The sequence below is a fragment of the Kribbella sp. NPDC059898 genome, from assembly GCF_042730855.1.
Classification (GTDB): Bacteria; Actinomycetota; Actinomycetes; order Propionibacteriales; family Kribbellaceae; genus Kribbella.
On the sequence record NZ_JBHWKR010000008.1, the window covers coordinates 46,996 to 68,439 of the forward strand.

17 protein-coding genes are annotated in these 21,444 nt (G+C 69.2%); 10 read left to right on the forward strand and 7 right to left on the reverse strand.

The annotated features are described in order from the left end of the window. The first annotated feature begins 8 nt into the window (after positions 1 to 8). Entirely contained in the window at positions 9 to 1,844 is a 1,836-nt protein-coding gene (locus ACFV9C_RS24490; RefSeq protein WP_380197043.1) for an AMP-dependent synthetase/ligase, read from the forward strand. A gap of 2 nt (positions 1,845 to 1,846) precedes the next feature. Here the strand turns inward: ACFV9C_RS24490 and ACFV9C_RS24495 are convergent, their stop codons facing one another. Next, the gene (locus ACFV9C_RS24495; protein ID WP_380197045.1) at positions 1,847 to 2,524 is read right to left on the reverse strand and encodes an IMP cyclohydrolase; all 678 of its coding nucleotides are present in this window, start codon (positions 2,522 to 2,524) and stop codon (positions 1,847 to 1,849) included. After that, on the reverse strand, positions 2,521 to 3,396 hold the full coding sequence (locus tag ACFV9C_RS24500; RefSeq protein ID WP_380197046.1) for an alpha/beta fold hydrolase: 876 nt from the start codon (positions 3,394 to 3,396) through the stop codon (positions 2,521 to 2,523). The genes ACFV9C_RS24495 and ACFV9C_RS24500 overlap by 4 nt, the downstream gene beginning before the upstream one ends. Positions 3,397 to 3,462: 66 nt before the next feature. Between ACFV9C_RS24500 and ACFV9C_RS24505 the strand changes: the two genes are divergently transcribed. From ACFV9C_RS24505 to ACFV9C_RS24515, 3 genes are read left to right on the forward strand one after another with little or no spacing between them, the layout of a single operon-like run. After that, a complete protein-coding gene (locus ACFV9C_RS24505) occupies positions 3,463 to 3,915 on the forward strand; it encodes a hypothetical protein (protein ID WP_380197048.1) in 453 nt (150 codons plus the stop codon). A 15-nt stretch (positions 3,916 to 3,930) separates the two neighbouring features. Next, positions 3,931 to 4,473, forward strand: coding sequence for an META domain-containing protein (locus ACFV9C_RS24510; protein WP_380197050.1), 543 nt, complete (start codon positions 3,931 to 3,933; stop codon positions 4,471 to 4,473). Beyond that, complete coding sequence (locus tag ACFV9C_RS24515; RefSeq protein ID WP_380197610.1) at positions 4,410 to 4,682, forward strand: META domain-containing protein; 273 nt, start codon at positions 4,410 to 4,412, stop codon at positions 4,680 to 4,682. The genes ACFV9C_RS24510 and ACFV9C_RS24515 overlap by 64 nt, the downstream gene beginning before the upstream one ends. 10 nt (positions 4,683 to 4,692) lie before the next feature. Here the strand turns inward: ACFV9C_RS24515 and ACFV9C_RS24520 are convergent, their stop codons facing one another. Then, positions 4,693 to 6,696, reverse strand: coding sequence for an MDR family MFS transporter (locus ACFV9C_RS24520; RefSeq protein ID WP_380197052.1), 2,004 nt, complete (start codon positions 6,694 to 6,696; stop codon positions 4,693 to 4,695). An 85-nt stretch (positions 6,697 to 6,781) separates the two neighbouring features. Between ACFV9C_RS24520 and hemW the strand changes: the two genes are divergently transcribed. The 3 genes from hemW to ACFV9C_RS24535 all read left to right on the forward strand — a co-directional run bounded on the left by hemW (position 6,782) and on the right by ACFV9C_RS24535 (position 11,917). Beyond that, positions 6,782 to 7,993 carry a radical SAM family heme chaperone HemW gene (hemW, locus tag ACFV9C_RS24525; RefSeq protein WP_380197053.1) on the forward strand — a complete coding sequence of 404 codons (1,212 nt, stop codon included), beginning with the start codon at positions 6,782 to 6,784 and terminating at the stop codon, positions 7,991 to 7,993. 119 nt (positions 7,994 to 8,112) lie between these two features. After that, on the forward strand, positions 8,113 to 10,488 hold the full coding sequence (locus tag ACFV9C_RS24530) for a polysaccharide lyase 8 family protein (protein WP_380197055.1): 2,376 nt from the start codon (positions 8,113 to 8,115) through the stop codon (positions 10,486 to 10,488). A gap of 79 nt (positions 10,489 to 10,567) precedes the next feature. After that, the gene (locus ACFV9C_RS24535) at positions 10,568 to 11,917 is read left to right on the forward strand and encodes a M60 family metallopeptidase (RefSeq protein ID WP_380197056.1); all 1,350 of its coding nucleotides are present in this window, start codon (positions 10,568 to 10,570) and stop codon (positions 11,915 to 11,917) included. A 52-nt stretch (positions 11,918 to 11,969) separates the two neighbouring features. On the opposite strand, the gene ACFV9C_RS24540 is transcribed toward ACFV9C_RS24535, so the two are convergent. Genes ACFV9C_RS24540 through ACFV9C_RS24555 form a run of 4 tightly spaced genes read right to left on the reverse strand, consistent with a single transcriptional unit; the run spans position 11,970 to position 16,748 of the window. Further along, positions 11,970 to 13,229 carry an alpha-L-fucosidase gene (locus tag ACFV9C_RS24540; RefSeq protein WP_380197058.1) on the reverse strand — a complete coding sequence of 420 codons (1,260 nt, stop codon included), beginning with the start codon at positions 13,227 to 13,229 and terminating at the stop codon, positions 11,970 to 11,972. Further along, positions 13,226 to 14,887 (reverse strand): extracellular solute-binding protein, encoded by a 1,662-nt coding sequence (locus tag ACFV9C_RS24545; protein WP_380197060.1) that lies wholly within the window; start codon positions 14,885 to 14,887, stop codon positions 13,226 to 13,228. The genes ACFV9C_RS24540 and ACFV9C_RS24545 overlap by 4 nt, the downstream gene beginning before the upstream one ends. 5 nt (positions 14,888 to 14,892) lie before the next feature. Continuing rightward, the gene (locus ACFV9C_RS24550) at positions 14,893 to 15,786 is read right to left on the reverse strand and encodes a carbohydrate ABC transporter permease (RefSeq protein WP_380197061.1); all 894 of its coding nucleotides are present in this window, start codon (positions 15,784 to 15,786) and stop codon (positions 14,893 to 14,895) included. After that, a complete protein-coding gene (locus ACFV9C_RS24555) occupies positions 15,783 to 16,748 on the reverse strand; it encodes an ABC transporter permease (RefSeq protein ID WP_380197063.1) in 966 nt (321 codons plus the stop codon). Before ACFV9C_RS24555 ends, ACFV9C_RS24550 begins: the two co-directional genes overlap by 4 nt. 150 nt (positions 16,749 to 16,898) lie before the next feature. Here ACFV9C_RS24555 and ACFV9C_RS24560 point away from each other — a divergent pair, with 150 nt between their 5' ends. The 3 genes from ACFV9C_RS24560 to ACFV9C_RS24570 all read left to right on the forward strand — a co-directional run bounded on the left by ACFV9C_RS24560 (position 16,899) and on the right by ACFV9C_RS24570 (position 21,325). Further along, positions 16,899 to 17,963 carry a hydroxyacid dehydrogenase gene (locus ACFV9C_RS24560; RefSeq protein WP_380197065.1) on the forward strand — a complete coding sequence of 355 codons (1,065 nt, stop codon included), beginning with the start codon at positions 16,899 to 16,901 and terminating at the stop codon, positions 17,961 to 17,963. A 241-nt stretch (positions 17,964 to 18,204) separates the two neighbouring features. Then, positions 18,205 to 20,265, forward strand: a complete 2,061-nt coding sequence (locus tag ACFV9C_RS24565) for a DUF2264 domain-containing protein (protein ID WP_380197067.1) — start codon at positions 18,205 to 18,207, stop codon at positions 20,263 to 20,265. Beyond that, the gene (locus ACFV9C_RS24570; protein ID WP_380197068.1) at positions 20,225 to 21,325 is read left to right on the forward strand and encodes a LacI family DNA-binding transcriptional regulator; all 1,101 of its coding nucleotides are present in this window, start codon (positions 20,225 to 20,227) and stop codon (positions 21,323 to 21,325) included. The genes ACFV9C_RS24565 and ACFV9C_RS24570 overlap by 41 nt, the downstream gene beginning before the upstream one ends. Positions 21,326 to 21,444 lie beyond the last annotated feature (119 nt).

A 21,444-nucleotide genomic window follows, 5' to 3' on the forward strand; every position in this document is an offset into this window, starting at 1 on the left:
GGCCAGTCATGACGCCTGTCGCCGATCCCGGCCAGCTCGCACTCCTCAGCAACCGCAAGGGCACCATGGCCCAGATGTTCCTGGACCGGGTGGCGGCGACGCCTGAGCGGGAGGCGTTCCGCTTTCCGCGCGGAGACCAGTGGAAGTCGGTCACCTGGCGGGAGACCGAGGCGCTGACCCGGCGCCGGGCCGCCGGCCTGATCGCGCTCGGGGTCGAACCCGAGCAGCGGGTCGGGATCGCCGCGAGCACCCGGATCGAGTGGATCGAGTGCTACCTGGCCGCCGTCCTCGCGGCCGCCGCGACGACGACGATCTACCCGTCGACGATGTCCGCGGACGTGGCGTTCATCGTGGCCGACGCCGACGTACAGGTGGTGTTCGCCGAGGACGCGGGGCAGGTCGACAAGCTCCGCGAGCACCGGTCCGAGACACCGTCGCTGCGCAAGGTCGTGCTGCTGGACGGGACGCCCGAGGAGCGCGACGGCGACTGGGTGATCGGGCTCGGCCAGCTGGACCTGCTCGGCGACGACTACCTGGCCGGGCATCCGTCGATTGTCGACGATCGGATTGCCGGTATCGGACCGGGCACCCTGTGCACGCTGATCTACACGTCCGGTACGACGGGCCGCCCGAAGGGGGTCCGGTTGCCGCACTCGGTGTGGACATACGAGGGCGCCGCGGTCGAGGGGATGCGAGTGTTGTCGCCGGACGACCTGCAGTTCCTCTGGCTGCCGTTGTCGCACGTGTTCGGCCAGGTCCTGCTCGCGGTCCAGTGCCAGATCGGCTTCGCCACCGCGGTGGACGGCCGGATCGACAAGATTGTCGACAATGCGGCGATCGTCCAGCCGACCTTCATGGCGGCGGCGCCGCGGATCTTCGAGAAGGCGCACGCCCGGATCAAGACGATGATCCAGTCCGAGGGCGGCGCCAAGGCCAAGATGTTCGACTGGGCGTTCGGGGTCGGCGCGAAGGTCTCCGCGCTCCGGCAGGCCGGACGCGAGCCGTCGGGGCTGCTGGGCGCGCAGTACGCCGCGGCGGACCGGCTGGTGCTGTCGAAGATCCGGGCCCGCTTCGGCGGCCGGATCCGGTTCTTCGTGTCCGGGTCCGCGGCGCTCGACAAGTCGCTGGCGGAGTGGTTCCACGCGGCCGGGCTGCTGATCCTCGAGGGGTACGGGCTGTCGGAGACGTCGGCAGGGTCCACCTTGAACCGGCCCACGCAGTACCGGCTCGGCAGTGTCGGCCCGGCGTTCCCCGGGACGTCGTTCAAGGTCGCCGAGGACGGCGAGATCCTGATCAAGGGCGACGGCGTGATGAGCGGGTACCACAACCAGCCCGAGCAGACCGCCGAGGTGCTGGACGCCGACGGCTGGTTCCACACGGGCGACATCGGGCACTTCGAGGACGAGTTCCTCTACATCACCGACCGCAAAAAGGACCTGTTCAAGACGTCCGGAGGCAAGTACGTCGCACCGCAGGTGATCGAGGGCCGCTTCAAGACCATCTGCCCGTACGCGAGCCAGTTCATCGTGCACGGCAACCTGCGCAACTTCGTCTCCGCGCTGGTCACCCTCGACCCGGACGCCATCACCGGCTGGGCGGACCAGAACGGCCTCGCCGGCAAGCCGTACGCCGAGATCGTCACCTCCGACGCCGCCCGCGCCATGGTCCAGGGGTACGTCGACGAACTCAACGCCGGCCTGAACCGCTGGGAGACCATCAAGAAGTTCACCATCCTCGACCGCGACCTCACGGTCGAGTCCGGCGAGATGACCCCCAGCCTCAAACTCAAACGCAAATACGTCGAATCCGAGTACGCCGACCTCCTCGACAAGATGTACGAGTAGCCCTATCGAGCCGCGGTGCGGACGTCCGCGAAGATGTCCCGGTCCAGCCGGACCGTCACCACCGCGACCCGGAGCGACGGCGTGAGGCTTGCCCAGATCGCGTCGGTGACGGAGGCCCACGACCTCGATACGTCGACCGTCACAGGCCGCCCGTTGGTGGTGATCGCTGTCGCGGTGCCGTCGTAGGTGGTCGTCGTGACGGCGGTCCCGGGTGCGATCCGCGCCAGGTACACGGACGGATGCTCGGTCAGTTCCGGCGCACCGCCGTACGCCCGGGCCGAGCCGACGACGACGTCGGTGAGCTCATCGTCCCTGAGCACGGCGCTCGCGGTGATGCGTGGGGTGCGGATGGGCGGGTCGGGTTCGTAGGTCAGTTGGCGTAGGGCGAGTTGGAGGTCGGGGTGTGTTGCGCGGGTCGCGGTCAGGGCGGCGACCTGGGTGCCGTTGCCGAGGATGAACCAGTCGTCGCCGCGAGTTGCTGCCGTGTAGTGGCGCAGGTCGTCGACCGGGCCGCCGGAGGTGTCGCGGACGATGAGTTCGCGGTCGTTGACGACGAGTTCGCGGGACTGCGACGCGGGGGAGCGGCCGGTCAGCCAGTACGCGAAGAACGGGACGCCGTCGGCATCACGTCCGACCGCGAGTCCGCGGCCCGGGTACTCGGGCGAGGTCCACGCGTTCATCGGGCGAGGAACTTGCGGATCGACTCGACGTACCGGGCCGGCTCTTCCTCGTCGATCGAGTGGGCCGAGTGCTGGAAGATCTCCAGCGTCGCCTGGGGCAGCCGGGTGGCGAGGTCGCGGGGGATGTCGAAGCCGACCTGGCGGTCCCAGAGGCCGGCCAGGATCAGGGTCGGGAGGTCGAGCGCGGCGAGGTCGTCGACCAGTTCGGGGCGCTCGTTGCCGACCAGGGCCATCGCCACGTCCATGTTCGGCGGCGGCGCGTTCTCGTCGTCGGCGGGGATGTTCGACGGGTCGTGGTAGAAGAACGCGGCCGCGTTCTCGCTCTGGGCGATCGCGCCGAGCGCGGCGACCGTACGGTCCAGCGGCTCGGTGACGTCGGCGAGCTGGGTACGCAGCGCGGTCCGTTCGGCGTCGGTCAGCAGCGGGTCGACGGCGCCCGGGCGCATCGTCCACAGGCCGGGGTGCAGCGGATCGACGATCGGCGGGGCGTGCAGCACCAGCCGGTCCACATGGTTGCTGTGGGCAACGGCGTACTCGGCGGCCAGCAGTGCGCCGAAGGACACGCCCCACGGGACGATCCGCTCGACGCCCAGCGCCGTACGCACCTCGTCGAGGTCCGCGACCAGACGTTCCATCGTGTACGTCGACGCGTCGGACGGACGCTCCGTACGGCCGCAGCCGCGCTGGTCGTAGAACACCACCGGGACGAACTCGGCGAGCGCGTCACCGACCGACCGCTCGACGCCGTACGAGCTCTCGCCGGGGCCGCCGTGCAGCAGGACCAGGGGCGTACCGCCGTTCCGCGCGCCCACCACCCGTACCCAATGGCCGACCCCGCCCGCGGGTACCGTCCGCACGCCATCGCTCAACATGCCGGTGAGCATACGCGTGGCCCAAGGGCATGGTGGACTTGCTGCACACATGGGGGAGACCTGGGGATGACGAGCAGCGGTGACCCGATCCTGTTCCTCGACGTCGACGGCACGCTGCTGCCGTTCACGGGCGATCCCGCCGGCCGGCACCTCGTCGCCGGCGTCGGCCCGCGGCTGGCCGCGCTACCGTGCGAACTCGTCTGGGCAACGACCTGGGGCGAAGACGCCAACCTCGAGCTCGCTCCTCTCCTAGGTCTCCCGCACCTGCCCGTGGTGACATGGGAATCGGACCCCGAGCCGGAAGACCACTGGTACGGCCTCCACTGGAAGACTCGCGGCCTCGCATCGTGGGCAGGCACCCGCCCCTTCGCCTGGCTCGACGACGAACCAACCACCCAGGACACCACCTGGCTCGCCACCCACCACCCGGCCCCCACCTTCCTCCCACCGATCGACCCCCACCAGGGCGTAACCCCCCAAACCCTCACCACCCTGCAATCCTGGCTGAACAACCTCTGACGGAGGGGGTACGAGATGACGGTGTACGGACCGTTGGTCGGTGGGGACAAGTCACCGCTGGGAAAGACGTACTTGTCTGTCCGGGTGACGGTGGACGGGGTGGAACGGCCGTTCGTGCTCGGGACTCGCCTGTGGCTGCAGGTCCGGAAGGACGGACTGCTGGCCGCCCGCGCCGGGTGCAACGAGTTCAACGGGCTGATCATGCTCGACGACGGCGTACTGCTGTTCGAGCGCGGGATCGTGACCCAGATGAACTGCGGAGACGAGCTGAACGCGCAGGACGAGTGGATCGCCGAGTTCCTGACGAGTGAGCCCGCGTGGGTCGTCGACGGCGACGTACTCACCTTCACCAGCGGTAGCACCACGCTCGAACTCCTCGACCGCCGGATCGCCGAGCCCGACCTCCCCCTCGACGGCACCACCTGGGCTGTGAAATCCGTCGTACTGCGGGAGGACGCTCCTCCCGGGCCTACCCTCTCGTCGGTCCCGCGACCATCGTCTTCGACGGCGCGCGGGTCACCGGCTTCACCGGCGCGAGCCCGTTCACGGCCACCGTGACGCGGACCGATGACACGCTCACGTTCACTGATCTGGTCATCACCCCGGGCCGTTCCACCGAGCGTGCTGCCGAACTCGAGCGAGATGTGGTCGACAGTCTTCGGACGCCGTTGACCTACCGCATCGAGTTGAACCGCCTCAGGCTCCGTGGTCCGACCGGAGCCACCGGCCTCAACCTCACGGCCTTCTGGACTGGCCCCGGGGGTTGAGTGGTCCGGCTCAGACCGGGAGGGCGTGTTTGCCGGTGGTGAGGGACTGGCCGCGGTCGATCATCTGTTCGGCGAGGCGGTCGACGGCCTGGGAGAACGCCTCGGAGTTGTCCACGTCCCAGTCGTCGAGGCGTTCGAGCATCCAGACGCGGAAGGCGCCGACGAAGCGCTGGAACATCTCCAGGCCGAGGGTGGTGAAGCGGTAGTGGCCGAGGGTCTCCGACAAGTAGCCGTCGGCAACCAGTTGGGTGGCCAACGGTTCGAGGACGCCGGGCGGCATCCGCAGGTCGCCGGTCATCTCGGCCAGCGTGGCGGACCCGGACTCCGCGCCGCCGCGGAAGACACGCATGATCATCCAGGTCTGCGCCGCGCTCAACGGCAGCCCGGACTGCGCGAGTACCTCGGGGGCCGGGTTGCGTTTGTGGTGCTGTACGACGAGCGCCGCCAGCTTCTGGAGCTCCCGTTCGGAGTCGAACGAGGCCGGCGCCGCGAAGTTCTCGCCGACGTCGGACGCGGCCATCCGCGCGGTGTCGCGGAGCGGGACCTCCTTCAGCAGCAGCGCGGTGAGGAACCCCAGCCCGGCGACCGGTACCGCCCAGAAGAACACCACGTGCAGCGAGTCGGCGTACGCCGCGGTGATCACCGACCGCGCCGCGTCCGGCAGCCCGCGGACGCCCTCCACGGTCGCCGCCACCCGCGGGTCGACCTTCGCGGCGGCGGCCGCGACGCCGAGCTTCTCCGGCAGTTGGTGCGCGTAGATCGACCCGAACACCGCCACCCCGAACGAGCTGCCCATCGTCCGCAGGAAGCTCACGCCGGAGGTGGCGACGCCGAGGTCCGAGTAGTCGACGGTGCTCTGGACGACGACGGTCGGCACCGGCATGCACGCGCCGACGCCGAGCCCGAGGACCACCATGAAGCCCGCGGTCTCGACGTACGACGTGGTGTTGTCGAGGAGCGAAAGCAGGAACAGCCCGACGCCGATCAGGACCGTGCCGAAGATCGGGAACAGCCGGTACCGCCCGGTCTTGCTGATGATCTGCCCGACCACCACCGACGCGACCAGCAGCCCGCACACCAGCGGCAGCATCTGCAAGCCGGACTCGGTCGCGGAGGCGCCGTGCACGAACTGCAGGTACGTCGGCAGGTACGTGACGCCGCCGAGCATCGCGAACCCGATGATGAAGCTCATGATCGAGCACACCGTGAACACCGGGGAGCGGAACAGCCGCAACGGCAGCAGTGGTTCCGCCGCTCTTCGTTCCGCGATCACGAACAGCCCCAGCGCGGCCACGGACCCGACCGCCATCGCGATGATCACGGTCGACGTCCAGGCGTACTCGTTCCCGCCCCAGGTGGTGACGAGCGTCAGCCCGGTCGCGGCGATCCCGATGGACAGGATCCCGAGGTAGTCGATCTTCGGCCCGACCGCGGCCTTCACCGACGGAAGGGTGATCGAGGCAACGATCAGGACGATGATGCCGAGCGGCAGGTTGACGTAGAACGCCCAGCGCCAGCTCAGGTGGTCGACGAACAGCCCGCCGAGCAGCGGCCCGGCGACCGTCGACACCCCGAACACCGAACCCATCACGCCCTGGTACTTACCGCGTTCGCTCAGCGGTACGACGTCCACGATGACGGCCATCGCGGTGACCATCAGGCCGCCGGCGCCGAGGCCCTGGATCGCGCGGGAGCCGACCAGCCACAGCATCGAGTGGGCCATCCCGCACAGCGCGGATCCGGCCAGGAACAGCACGACACTGGTCAGGAACATCGGCTTGCGCCCGTACAGGTCGCCGAACTTCCCGATCAGCGCGGTCATGATCGTCTCGGCGAGCAGATACGACGTCACCACCCAGGACAGGTGGTTGGCGCCGCCGAGGTCGCTGACGATGGTCGGCAGTGCGGTCGCCACGATCGTCTGGTCGAGCGCCGCGAGCAGCATTCCGAGCATGATCGCCACCACGACCGCGTTCCGGGTGGCACGTCCGACGGGCTGAGCCTCGGTGTCCATGAACCGAATGTAACGACTGCCGGACCGTGTGTGAGGCGCGAAACGACGGAAATCCGGTGTCGAAACAGTTCCGTAGGATGGACGGGTGCCGTCGACATTGCCCGAGGGGGAGGTTGCGCCCCGGGACGGGGCGCTGCCGGAAGCTGCCGTCCGTGAGGCCGCCGGGCGGCCCTTCGGTTTCTACCTGCACGTACCGTTCTGCGCGTCACGCTGCGGGTACTGCGACTTCAACACGTACACGGCCACGGAGCTGGGTGGCGGCGGGTCGCAGGCGTCGTACGCCGACAACGCGGTCGCCGAGGTGCGGCTCGCGCGACGGGTGCTGGCGGACCTGGATCGGCCGGTCGACACGGTGTTCTTCGGGGGCGGTACGCCGACCCTGCTGCCGGCCGCCGATCTCGGGAAGATGCTGGCGGCGGTCCGGGACGAGTTCGGGCTCGCGCCGGACGCGGAGGTGACCACGGAGGCGAACCCGGAGTCGGTCGACCCCGCCTATCTGGACGAACTACGGGCCGTGGGCTTCAACCGGATCAGCTTCGGCATGCAGAGCTCCTCGTCGGCCGTGCTCAAGATCCTCGACCGCCAACACAGTCCTGGGCGTGCACTGCAGGCCGCTCGTGAGGCAACGTCCGCAGGCTTCGAACATGTGAATCTCGACCTCATCTACGGCACCCCGGGCGAATCGCTGGACGACTGGCGGGCGTCGCTCGAGTCGGCCCTCTCCGCGCAGCCCGACCACGTGAGCGCCTACGCCTTGATCGTCGAGGACGGCACCCAGCTCGCGCGGCGGATCCGGCGCGGTGAGCTGCCGATGCCGGACGACGACGACCTCGCCGACAAGTACGTGCTGGCCGACGAGCTGCTGACCGCCGCGGGCCTCGGGTGGTACGAGGTCTCCAACTGGGCCCGCAGTACGGCGGCACGCTGCCGGCACAACGAGCTGTACTGGCGCGGCGACACCTGGTGGGGCATCGGCCCGGGCGCGCACAGCCACGCCGGCGGGGTGCGCTGGTGGAACGTGAAGCACCCCAGCGCGTACGCCGAACGGATCGCGTCCGGCGAGAGCCCGGCGTACGCCCGGGAGACCCTGGACGCGGAGACCCGCCGGATCGAGCGGGTCCTGCTCGAGGTCCGGCTCTCGGCCGGCCTCCCACTCGAGGCGCTCGACACCGCCGGCCGAGCGGCGGTGGACCAGGTCGTCGCGGACGGGCTAGCGATCGTCGCGGACGGGCGCCTGGTGCTGACCGACCGCGGCCGGCTGCTCGCGGACGCGGTGGTGCGCGACCTGCTCCCGTAGCCTCTCGGGCGGCCTGCTGCGAAGTGATCAAAAGTGATCGCAGTGAGCTGTTGACGACGGTTACGGACACGCGGCAGGCTGTGGGGTAAGCGTTTACTACCCCTGGTCGAGGAGTCGCGATGCCGCCCTTCATTCGTCGTCGGCTGTTGTTGCAGGCGGGGCTTGCCGCCGGTGCGTTGAGTGCCGTGGGGCTGCCCACCCGGGCGTTCGCGGAGGACGAGTTCGACGTTCTCCGGGCGCGTTGGGCCGAACTGAACACCGGTGGGGCGATCGACGCCGGCGATCCGGCGTACGCGAGTGCGCTCGGCAAGCTCAGTCAGCAGGCGCAGCAGTTTGTCGACACGCTGATTGTCGACACTGCGCGGACGGCGCTGTGGGCGGATCTGCCGCTGAGCCCGTCGAGCGGCAACTTCTCGATCAGCTACACCCGGCTGAAGACGATCGCGCTGGCCCGCGCGACACCCGGCGCGGGCGTGGGTGCGGAGGTCGGCGAGCTGTTGAGCGGGGCGCTGGACTTCCTCAATGTGCACTCGTTCAACGAGACGCTGAAGGAGACCGGGAACTGGTGGTTCTGGGAGATCGGCGCACCCCGGGCGCTCCTCGACACCTGCGTGCTGGCGTACGACGCGCTCTCGGCCGACCAGCTCACGAAGTACCTGACCGCCGTCGACCACTTCGTTCCCGACCCGAACCGCCGGACCAACTTGCCCTCGCTGCGGGAGACCGGCGCGAACCGGGTCGACAAGTCGCTGATCGTCGCGCTCCGCGGGATCGTCGGAAAGTCGACGAGCAGATTGTCGACCGCCCGCGACGCGCTCAGCGACGTCGCCGAGTCCGGGAAGAACTCGGTCTTCACCTACGTGACCAGCGGCGACGGGTTCTACCGTGACGGCTCGTTCGTCCAGCACGGCAACCTCGCGTACGTCGGCACGTACGGCAACGTCGCGCTCGGCGGCGTCGCGAACCTGATCGCGCTGCTCGGCGGCTCCAGCTGGGAGATCACCGACCCGAACCGCGCCGTACTGCTGGACGCGGTCGACGCGAGCTTCGCGCCGTTCATGGTCGACGGTCTGATGATGGACTGCGTCTCCGGCCGCGCGATCTCCCGCGAGGCCGCCGGCGACCACCGCAACGGCCACGGCACCACGTCGACCGTGCTGCTGCTCGCGAGCGGTGTCGCCGAGCCGTATGCCTCGCGCTACCAGGCACTCGCGAAGAGCTGGATCACCCGCGACCGGCTCGCCGACTACCTGCCCGGTGCATCGATCCCGGAGATCTCCCGCGCGAAGGCCCTGCTCGCGGACACCGCGGTGACACCCGCGCCGGCGGTGCCGCGGCACTTCCAGTTCTACAACCAGGACCGCGTCGTGCACCGCCGGCCGGGCTGGACGTTCGCGATCGCGATGTCGTCGAAGCGGATGGCCCGCTACGAGTGGGGCAACGGCGAGAACCTCCGCGGCTGGTACGTCGGCGACGGTATGACGTACCTGTACAACGCCGACCAGTCGCAGTACTACGACGCGTACTGGCCGACCGTGGACGCGCAGCGGATGCCCGGTACGACGGTCAGCACGAAACCGCGGCAGCCGGGTGGTACCGGCAGCGGTACGGGGACCGTCGCGGCGTTCGCGGAGTGGGTCGGCGGGGCGTCGTACAAGGATGTCGCGGGTGCGGTCGGGATGCACCTGATCAACTACGACAAGAGCTTGCAGGCCAGGAAGTCGTGGTTCTGTCTGCGGGACTCGGTGGTCGCGCTCGGGGCCGGGATCGTCGGGACGGACGGGTATCCGGTCGAGACGATTGTCGACAATCGGAATGTCCACGAGAACGGGACGGCGGCGCTGGTCGTCGACGGGCAGCCTGGCGTCGACCAGACGTACGGCGATCCGCGGTGGGCGTACCTGGAGGGTGTCGGCGGGTACGTGTTCCCGGCGGGCGGTCAGCTGCGGGTCGAGCGGGAGGACCGGACCGGTTCGTGGTCGGAGATCAACATCGGGAACGACACCGCCGGTTCGACGACGCCGTACACCCGGCGCTACGCCAAGCTCGTGTTCGAGCACGGGACGGACGCCGGGTCGTACGCGTACGTTCTGTTGCCCAATGCAACCGCCCGTCAGACCGCTGAGCGGTCGGCGGACCCCGGGCTGACTGTTCTTGTCAACAATCCGACAGTCCAGGCGGTCGTCTCCCACCGCGAGAGCCTGGTACTGGCGAACTTCTGGGCCGCAGGATCCGTCTCCGGGGACGCGGTGGCGGGCGTCGCGAGCGACGGGCCGGCCTCGGTGGTGATTGGGCGGGAAGGCCCCGTGACCACGGTTGCGGTGTCCGATCCGAGCCGGACCGCACAGGTCGTCCGCGTGACGGTCGGGCGGCGCGTCGGCACGGTGGTCGCCAAGGAGCCGGCCGTCACGGTGGTTGCCACCGGCAAGGAGCTGGTGATCGACGTCGCCGTCGGCGGCACCCGCGGCGCCACGCACAGCGTGTCCTTCAACTAGTTTTCGCAAGCAACCGGGGCCGGCCACCAGGGCCGGCCGGGTCGCCGGGTGCTGGCAAGTTCAACCAGGAGGTTGTTCGATGATGCCGCACGCCCGCCCCACGCAGCTCACCAGGCGACGTGTCCTTCAATTCACCGGAGCCGGTGTCGCACTGGCCGCCGTACCTGCCCTACCTGCAGCCGCCGAAGTGCAACCAGGCGGCAACACGATCACGATCCCGGCGCTCCCGTCCGCGCGCACGACGGAGCTCGACCGCACCCAGGACTCGCTCAGCGCGAGCGAACTCCGCACCACCGGCTTCTACCTCCCCGCCGACACCGCGCTCAACGTCGTCGTGCACACGGGCCTCGTCCCGACGCTGGTGATCGGCGCCCCGGACGCCGACGCCCGCGCCGCCTTCAAGTCGTCCCGCGAGTACCCGCTGCAGGCCGGCCGCAACACCATCTCCGACGCCGGCGGTGGCGTCGTCTACCTGAAGCTGATCGGCGACTCCGGCAGCGCGAAGGTCACGATCGGCGAGCAGGCCCAGCCGATGCCGTACTTCGTCCTCGGCTGCACCGGCGAGGCCGACTTCCAGCGCCAGCTCGACGAGCGGACCACGCCGTACGTCGAGTTCGTCAGCCCGCACGCGATGATCACCGTCGAGCGAGCGTCGGCGCTGACGTACCGCAACGAGAACCACACCGACCTGCTGTCCACCTACGAGGACGTCATCCGGATCGAGGACGCGACCAGCGGGTACGACGGCTCCGCGCCGGTGCACGCGCGGCTCGTCCACCGGTACCACTTCGTCGGGTACCCGTCCGCGATCACCGGCGTCGGCGCGTACGCGACGCACGGGCACATGTCGTTCCCGCCGCCGATCCAGGACCGGATGCTGACCGTCGAGGGGCTGAGGATGCGCGGCTGGGGCATCTACCACGAGCTCGGGCACCAGCATCAGCAGATCACGTACAAGCCGAGCTCGCTGACCGAGGTCACGGTCAACATCTACTCGCTCGCGGTGAACGCGGTGTTCGCGACGAAGTACGGCCAGGTGCCGCGGCTGCACGCGCCGGACGCGAAGACCGGCCTCACCCCGTGGCAGAGCGCCCCCGGCAAGCTGCGTTCCCCAGGAGTCACCTACGGCACCACCTTCGACCCGTACGAGAAACTCGTCATGTTCGAACAACTACGGCTTGCCTTTGGCAACCAGTTCTGGGCCACCCTCCACAAGCTCGTCCGGGGAGAACATCCGTACGCCGGCGACTACACCGACGAAGCACTCCGCCTCCGCAACCTGGTCGTCCTCTGCAGCCGCACAGCCGGACACGACCTGAGCGACTTCTTCCGCGCCTGGGGCGTACCGGTGGATGCTGAGGCGACCGCCCAGCTCAGCGCTCTCCACCTGACCCCGCCGCCGACCGACCCGACCACGATCCGCGACTGAAAGGACGAAGGCACCCACCGGGTCGAGGTGGGTGCCTTCGTCGTTCGGGGGTTCAGTCGCGCAGGAAGAGTTCGATCACGCAGCTGTCGACGTCGGGCGCCCGGTTCGGCAGCTTGAGGGTCAGCGTGTTCTCCGGCAGCCCGGTCAGGTACGTGTGGGCAGGCGCCGACGGGTCGACCGTCATCCGCTTGACCTCCGACGCGTCGTGCAGGAACTGCGCGTACTCGACCTGATCGCCCAGCCCCGGCAGGTGTAGATGACCCATCGGCCAGGCGAACACGTGCAGATACAGCCGCCGCCCGTTCTGCGTGTACCGGCAATCAGCCGGCGGCACAAAAGCACTAGGCCCGCATCCGCGGATCGACCGTTCGTGCAGCTTCATCCACGAGCCGACCCCGGCCAGCGCCTCGAGCGCCCGCGGCTCCCACGCGCCGCGACCGTTCGGTCCCACGTTGAGCAGCATGTTGCCGCCCTTCGAGACCGAGTCGACCAGCATCCGGATCAGCAACGCCGGCGACTTCCAGTCGTGGTTGTCGCGGTGGTACCCCCAGCTGCCGTTCAGCGTCTGGCACGCCTCCCACGGCACCTGCGTACCGTTGCCGGCGGCAACCTCGTTCCCCGGCGGCTGCACCTGCTCCGGCGTCGTGAAGTCACCCGACCCGAGGCCCAGCCGGTTGTTGACCAGGATCCCCGGCTGCAGTTCCCGCACCATCGCGAGCAGCTCCGCGGACCGCCACTCGTCCGGCCCCTTCGCGTTGAACCCGCGATCCGCGTACGAGAAGTCGAACCACATCACGTCGATCCGCCCGTACGACGTCAGCAGCTCCCGCACCTGTCCGTGCAGGTAGTCGGCGTACTTCGACACGTCGCGATCCGCCGTACGGTCGATGAAGTCCACGTCTTTCCGCTGCGGGTGGTACAGATCCACCGGGAACTCCGGGTGGTGCCAGTCCAGCAGCGAGTGGTACAGCCCGATCCGGAAACCGCGGTCGCGGAACGCGGAAACCATCGGCGCCAGCAGATCCTTGCCGTACGGCGTGTGCGGCGCCGAGTAGTCGGTGAGCTTCGAGTCCCACAGGCAGAACCCGTCGTGATGCTTGGTGGTGATCACCAGGTACCGCATGCCGGCGTTCCACGCGTCCTCGGCCCACTGCTCCGGGTCGTACAGATCCGGCTCGAAGTGGTCGAAGTACGGCTGGTAGTCGGCGTCGGTGAGCTGTTCGTACGACTTCACCCACTCGTGCCGCGCCGCGGCCGCGTAGATGCCCCAGTGCACGAACAGCCCGAACCGGGCCTCGGTCAGCCAGCTCATCGAGGGCTCGCACCGCCGCTCAGCGCCGTCTCGTACTCGCCGCGGATCTTGTCGCCGCCGTCCTTCTTCCACTTCGCCAGCGCCGCGTCGAACGCGGCGATCGGCTTGCGGCCGGCGATCACGTCGTTGCGGACGTCGGAGAACGCCTGGCCGATGTCGCCGCCGGTCTTGTCGTTGGTCGGTGAGATCATCGACGTGGTCGGGTCCTTCACGACCATCCCGAGCAGCTTGGTCAGGTCCGCGTGCGCGTTGTCGACGTACGTCGGGTCGGTCGCGTTGAACAGCACCTGCGGGGGAGCAGCGATGTACTTCCACGGCACGGTCAGCTCGGCCTCGCCCTTGCTGGTCTGCTTCGGGTTGCCGTTCGCGTCCCGGGTGAAGTCGACGCCCTCGACGCCGTACGTGAGCAGCAGGTTCTCGGTGCTGCCGAACGGCGCGGCGAAGAAGTTCGCGACCGCGAGCAGTTCCTTGGCGCGGGCCTCGTCGGACTTCTTCATCAGCGTGTACGCGAACAGCACGTTGTCGGCCCAGGTATTCGCCTTGCCGCCCTTCGGCGCCATCGGCACGAACGCGCGCGGGTCGTTGTTCGGGTCGAGCCGCTTCATCGCCTTGCTGTAGTCGGTGTACGCCGGGAACCCGTCGTACACGAACGCGCCCTTGCCGGACTTGAACGAGTTCTTCCGGGCGGTCCCGTCGGCACCGTCGGAGCCGGGGACGGTGACGCCGGCCTTCACCAGTTGGACGGCGAACTCGAGTGCCGCCTTGTACTCCGGGGTCTCGAAGCTCTTCACGAGCTTGCCGCCGTCCTCCTTCCAGCCGTACGGGACGCCGAACATCTGCTGGACGAACGTGAAGAACGTGTTGCCCTTCGAGTTCACGATCGCCCACTGGCCCTGCTGCGGCTTGGTCAGCTCCTTGCAGGCGGCGAGGAAGTCCTCGGCGCTGGCCGGGTACTCGATGCCCGCGGCGTCCAGCAGTCGCTTGTTGTAGAAGCCGGCGCCGCCGGTGATGCTGCGCGGGATCGGCAGCCCGTAGATCTTGTCCTGGACGACGCACGCCTGCCAGATCACCTGCGGGACGTTCGCCAGGTTCGGGTAGTCCTTCACCTTGTCGCCGCTCAGGTACGGCGTCAGGTCGGTGCACTTCGCCGCCAGGAACGCCGGTAGATTGTTGACAAGCGTCGAATCCGACAGCAGGAACAGGTCCGGCAGCTGGTTCGCGGCCAGCACGGTCTGGAACTTCGTTGCCCAGTCGCTGTCCGGGACGATGGTCAGATCCAGCGTCCCGCCGAGCTGCTTTTCGACCGCCTGCCAGGCTGCGTTCTTGTCCTTCGACGGCGGCAGTGGGTCGAAGATGTCGGTCATCACGCTGACCTTGCCGCTGCTCAACGGTGGCGACTTCACGGTGGTGACGAGCTCCTTCGGGTACGTCCGGTAGCCCGGCGGTACGCCGTCCGCGGTGCCGGCCAGATCTGGCTTCGGTCCGGCGAACGGCACGTACGACGGCAGTGTGACCGTGGACGCGCGGGCGGTCCCGGCCGTCGTACTGCCGTTGCTGCAGGCAACCAGCGTCGGGACGCCGGTGGCACTCATCACGGCGACACCGACCGCGCTCCGCAGCAGGCTGCGGCGGCTCAAAGAGGGGGTGGTCACGGTCATTTCTCCTAACCCTTGATGGCGCCGGTGAGTACGCCCTTGGTGAAGTAGCGCTGCAGGAACGGGTAGACGCAGAGGATCGGGACGAGCGCCACGACGACGACCGCCATCTGCACGGCCTGGATCGAGGCGACCGCCTCGCCGGGGGACTCGGTGCCGCCGCCGACGGGTTGTCCCTGCAGGACGTAGAGCCGCAGTACGAGCGGCAACGGCCACTTGCCGGTGTCGCTGAGGTAGAGCAGCGCGTTGAAGAACGCGTTCCAGTGGCCGACGGCGTAGAACAGCGCGACGACCGCGAGGACGGCCTTCGAGAGCGGCAGCACGATCCGGATCAGGATCGCGAGGTCGCCGGCGCCGTCGATCCGGGCGCTGTCCAGCAGCTCGGCCGGGATGTTCTGGAAGAAGTTGCGCAGTACCAGGAAGTTGAAGGCGCTGACCAGGCCCGGGACGATCAGCGACGTGTACGAGTCGTACATCCCGAGCGCCTTGACCAGCAGGAAGTTCGGGATGATCCCGGCGCCGAACAACATTGTCAGCAATACTGTTGTCAACAGGAACCGCCCGCCGACGATCGGCCGGCTGAGCCCGTACGCGAGCGCGATCGTGACGACCAGGTTCAGCGCCGTACCGATCACCGTGATCGCCGCGCTGACCAGCAGCGCATGACTCACCACGCCGCCGGCGAAGATCGTCCGGTACGCCGCCAGCGTCGGTTCGCTCGGGAACAGCGCGATGATCCCGCCGCGCCGGGTGATCTCGGACTCGCTGGCCAGGCTGGTCGCGACGATGTTGACGAACGGGTACAGCACCAGCAGGCAGACGATCGCGATCACCACGCTCTTGATCGCCAGCCCGGCCTTGCTCGGCGCCTCCATCCACGGTGGGCGGTGCGAGGTCTTCATCGCGAGTAGATCCCTTCGTGGCCGAAGCGGTGCGCGAGCTTGTTGGCGCCGAGGATCAGGGCCAGGCCGATCACGCCCTTGACCAGGCCGACCGCGGCGGCCGGACCCCACTGGCCGTCGAGTACGCCGTGGAAGTAGACGTACGTGTCGAGTACCTCGGCCGCGTCCGCGCCGACCGCGTCGCGCTGCAGCAGGATCTGCTCGAAGCCGACCGAGAGAATGCTGCCCAGGTTGAGGATCAGCAGCAGCAAGGTCACCGGCACGATGCCCGGCAGCGTCACGTGCCACAGCCGCCGCCACCGATCGGCGCCGTCGATCGCTGCCGCCTCGTAGTGCTCGGTGTCGATGTTCAGCAGCGCGGCGAGGTAGATGATCGTGCCCCAGCCGGCGTCCTTCCAGATCAGCTGCAACGTCACCAGCCAGGGGAAGAAGCCGGGGCTGGTCATCAGGTCGACGCGCGGCAGCCCGAGGTCGCCGAGCAGTTGGGGGAGCAGGCCGGTGCCGCCGATCAGCTGCTGGCTGATCGAGATCAGGATCACCCAGCCGATGAAGTGCGGCAGGTACACGACGCTCTGCACGAACCGCTTGATCTTCGGGCTGACGATGCTGTTCAACAACAGCGCGAGTCCGATCGGCGCGGGGAAGAACAGGACGAGTTGGAGTACGGCGAACTTCAGCGTGTTCAGCAGCGCCCGGTAGAACGCGGGCTCGGCGAACACCGTGAAGTTCCCGAAGCCGACCCACGGGCTGTCCTTGAAGCCGAGGTACGGCTGGTAGTCCTTGAAGACGATCACGTTGCCGAGCAGTGGCACGTAGTGGAACACCACGAAGAACAGGAAGCCGGGCAGCACCAGCAGCAGCATCACCCGGTCCCGGCGCAGCCGTGCCCACAGGCCGGGGCCGGGCTGCCGGACCGGGCCTGTGGGCGCGGGCCGGCGCGACGAACGGCTGACGCGATGCATGTTCCTCCCGATAGTAAGCGTTTGCTGTCGGATGTGTCAGCAACCATGAAACCTGCACCGCGTTGCTGTCAAGCACTTGTGGGAAGTTCTCTTGACCGGGGTCTGGTTCGATGATTACGGTTTCCAGTAACCGTTTACTAGGAGTGATCCGTGCCGAAACCCGACACCGACCCGGTCCGCCGACCGAGGTTGCGAACCCTCGTCGCGATGCCCGCCGACACCTGGTCGGAGGTCTTCACCCCGGCGGCCCGCACCCGGTTGGCAACCGTCGCCGACCTCCTCGGCCTGCGGGCGGGTGGGGCCGGCGTGCTGGGGAGCGTGCCGCGGTTGCGGGGGTCGTTTGCTTCGGTGGCTGACGAATTGGCTGCGGCCGAGGTGCTGCTGACCGGGTGGAGCTGTCCGCGGATCACCGCCGAGGTGCTTGATGCGGCGCCGAAGTTGCGGGCGATCGTGCATGCGGCCGGCACGATCAAGACGTTCGTGGATCCGGTGGTGTTCGAGCGTGGGGTCGAGGTGTCGTCGGCGGCCGCGGCGAACGCGATCCCGGTGGCGGAGTTCACGGTGGCGGCGATCGTGCTGGCGGCGAAGCGGGCGTTCCGGCAGCGGGACTGGTACCGGACGTCGGGCACGAAGCGGCCGTTGCCCGGAGCACCGATCCTCGGCACGCTCGGTACGACGGTCGGCGTGCTCGGCGCGTCGCGGATCGGGCGGCAGGTGATCGAGCGGCTGCGGCACCTCGATGTCGACGTACTGGTGAGTGATCCGTACCTGAGCCGGGCGGAGGCGGCGGCGCTCGGGGCGCGGTGGTGCGAGCTGCCCGAGCTGTTCGCGGCGAGCGAGATCGTCACCGTGCACGCGCCGTTGCTGCCGGAGACGCGGGGTTTGGTGACGGCGGAGTTGCTGGCGGCGATGCCGGACGGCGGGGTACTGATCAACACGGCGCGGGGGCCGGTGGTGGATCACGCGGCGCTGGAACGGGAGTGCGTTGCCGGGCGGCTGGACGCGGTCCTCGACGTCACGGACCCCGAACCGCTGCCGCCGGACTCGCCGATGCTGCGGTTGCCGAACGTCTTCATCACCCCCCACCTGGCCGGTGCCATGGGCAACGAATCCACCCGCCTCGGCGACGCGGCCGTCGCCGAACTCGAACGCCTCGCCGCCGGCCAGCCCCTGGCCCACCCCATCACCCACGCCGACCTCGGCCGCATCGCATGACCCCCGCCGACCTCGGCCCGTGTCGCATGGCCCCTGCCGACCTCGGGACCCCCGCGACCTTCCCGCAGCAGGACCCGGCGCACCTCGCGCGACGGGACCCGATCAACCGCCCACCACAAGAGGGGATATCCGCTCGGGTTGGGGGTTGTCCCCTGGTACACCAGCAGATAACCCACCACATGAAGGGATATCCCCGCTTGTGGGGGGACGGGCAGGACGGCCGCCGACGCCGGTGCAGGAAGTGACGGCTGTGGGGGAGGTGGTGCCGGAGCAGGAAGTGGCGGCCGGGCGCGAGGTGGTGGCTGGGCGGGAGGTGGGCGTGGGGTTGCCGGCGCCGGATCGGGTGGTGTCTTCGCGGACGGGGTATACGCGGGAGACGTGGTTGGCGGTCGCGGATCATTTGCTGGATTCGTTGGTGCCTTGGTTCTCGGGGAGTGGGGCGCAGGTTCGGTTGCCGGGGCGGGGGAGTTGGTCGGGGGCGGACTGTGACGGGCTGGAGGGGTTCGCGCGGTCGTTTCTGCTGGCGGCGTTCCGGATCGCGGCGGGGGCGGGTGACGAGCGGCTGGTCGAGCGGTACGCGCGGGGGCTGGTGGCGGGCGCCGCCGGGGAGTGGCCTCGGCTGACGCCGTGTTCGCAGCAGATGGTGGAGGCGGCGGCGATCGCGGTCGGGTTGCACGAGTCGCGGGCCTGGTTGTGGGACCGGTTGGACGGGCGGGAGCAGCAGGTTGTCGTCGACTGGTTGAGCGGGTTCGTCGGCTCGCGGACGTGGGACAACAACTGGCGGCTGTTCCAGGTCGTCGGCGAGCAGTTCCTCGCGTCGGTCGGGGCGCCGTACTCGCAGGACGACATCGACGCGGGCCTGGAGCGGATCGAGGACTGGTACGTCGGCGACGGGTGGTACTCCGACGGGCCCGGGCAGAACTTCGACCACTACATCGGGTGGGCGATGCACCTGTACCCGGGGCTGTGGACGCGGATGGCCGGACCGTCGGCGGACGGGCGGTTGGCGGTGTATCGGGAGCGGCTGCATCGCTTCATCGAGGACGCCGTACATCTCACCGGATCGGACGGGGCGCCGGTGCATTTCGGGCGGTCGCTGTGTTACCGGATGGGTACGGCGGCGCCGTACTGGATGGGGGCGCTGCTCGACGCGACGCCGTTGACGCCCGGGCAGACACGGCGGCTGTGTTCGGGGACGTTGCGGCACTTCGTCGATCACGGCGTACCGGACGAGCGGGGGTTGCTGACGCTCGGGTGGCATCACCACTTCCTTCCGGTGACGCAGCCGTACTCCGGTCCCGCGTCGCCGTACTGGGCTTCGAAGGGGTTCCTCGGGTTGCTGCTTCCGCCTGAGCACGAGGTGTGGACGGCGCGGGAGGAGGCGGTGCCGCTCGACGTACGTGACCAGGTGCGGGCGATGCCGGCGCCCGGATTCGTGATCCAGGCGACCAAGCACGACGGAATCGTCCGCCTCCTCAACCACGGCAGCGACCACGGCGGCGAGGGCGACCCGCACTACAACCGCCTCGCCTATTCCAGTCGCACCGCCCCCGAGCTGACCGACGACGCCGTCGACAACCAACTCCTCCTCGGTTCCCAGGGCGCCCGAACCCACATCCACCGTCGGCTCATACGAACCACCAACCCCGCACCCCACCCGCAGCACATACCGCACGCGCCGCACGCGGGGCAGGCGCTGGATGCGCCGCACGCGCTCGGCGTGGGATACGCGGCGCCGGGGTGCGGTGTGGTGGGTGGGGTGGAGGAGTCGCGGGCAGTTTCGACGGCGTCTTGGTGGGAGGTGGGGGAGGTTCGGGTTGAGGTGGTGTCCGTTGTACACGGGCGGGTTGAGGTGCGGTGTGCGTTGGTGGAGGGGCCGGCGGGGGTGGTGCGGCATGGGGGTTATGCGGTTGCTGGGGTTGAGCGGCCCGGTGAGGCCGGTGGTGAGGTGTGGGCGCGGGCGACGAGGGGGGATCGGTTGAGTTCGGTTGTGGTCGGGCTGCACGGATACGAGCGGGCCGGCGTGCGGCGGGGGCTGGATGCGAATGCGTTCGGGCCGCACTCGGCGACGCCGTACCTGGAGGCGGAGTACGACGGGAAAGGTCCCCGGGTGCTGGTCGCGGCGGTGGTACTGTCCGGCGACACGGTGTGGGCGCGGCAACTGGGTGAGAGCATCGGCGTGACGGTGCAGGGGACCCAGGTGAGCGTGCGGTTCGTGGACGGTACGCGGGCCGCCGTACAGCTGGGTGAGGAGGTGGACGATGGCGACGGAACCGCCGCGGGCGCGGGCGCGCCGGCGTGATCCGGACGCGGCGCGGACCATCCGGGACGTGGCCGCCCGGGCCGGGGTGTCCACCGCGACCGTCTCCCGTGTTGTCAACGGCAACTATCCGGTCGCGGCCGGGACCCGGACCGCGGTGGAGCGGGCGATGCGGGAGCTCGGGTACGTCGCGAACGCGCACGCGCGGGCGCTCGCCGGGTCCACCACGCGGGTGGTCGGGATCGTGGTCAGCGAGATCGTCGACCCGTTCTTCGCGTACATCGCCCGCGGGGTGCAGTCCGAGGCGCTGTCGTCCGGCCGGCTCTGTCTGGTCTGCTCGACGCAGGGCGGCGACGCGGCCGAGCTGCGGTTCGTGGACCTGCTGCTCGAGCAGCGCGCGGACGCGGTGATCCTGGTCGGCGGCGCGGTCGAGGACCAGGAGTACTTCGCCACCATCGGGCAGCGTGCGCGGCAGCTGGCGAACAACGGGTCCAGCCTGGTGCTCTGCGGCAGGCCCGGCCTGGAGTCCGGCGTACCGGCGTACGCCGTGGACTACGACAACGCCGGCGGCGCGGCCGCGATCACCGACCACCTGCTGAGCGCCGGTCACACAAAGATCCTGTATCTCGGCGGACCGACGACGCTGTCCACGACAACGGCCCGGGTCCGCGGTTTCCGGCAGGCGTACGCCGCCCGCAAGCTCGAGCACGATCCCGCACTGGTCCGTACCGGCGCCTTCGGCCGCCAGTGGGGCCACGACCAGACCCTCCGCGCCCTCGACGAAGGGCTCGACTTCACCGCGGTCTTCGCCGCCAACGACATCGTCGCGGCGGGCGTGTACGCCGCGCTCCGCGAACGCGGGCTGAGCATCCCGGGCGACATCTCGGTGGTCGGGTACGACGACGTACCGGTCGCGGTCGAACTGCAGCCCGCGCTCACCACCGTCCGGGTTCCGCTCGAGGAGCTCGGCCGCGCCGCCGTTCGGGCCGGGATCGCCGGTCAGCAGCCGAGCGCGGACCCGTTCGCGCACCAGCAGCAGGTGACCACGCTCGGCACCGTCGTCGTGGTTCGTGACTCAGTGGCACCACCCCGCGCCCGCTGATCACTCAGTGTTGACGCACGGTGACGAAACGGCACTTGACATATCTGGTGCCGAGGTTTGAGACTCAGCTCACTTTCGCGATCCGAGAGCGCTCTCAAACCCGTCCAGCTCCAGGGAGC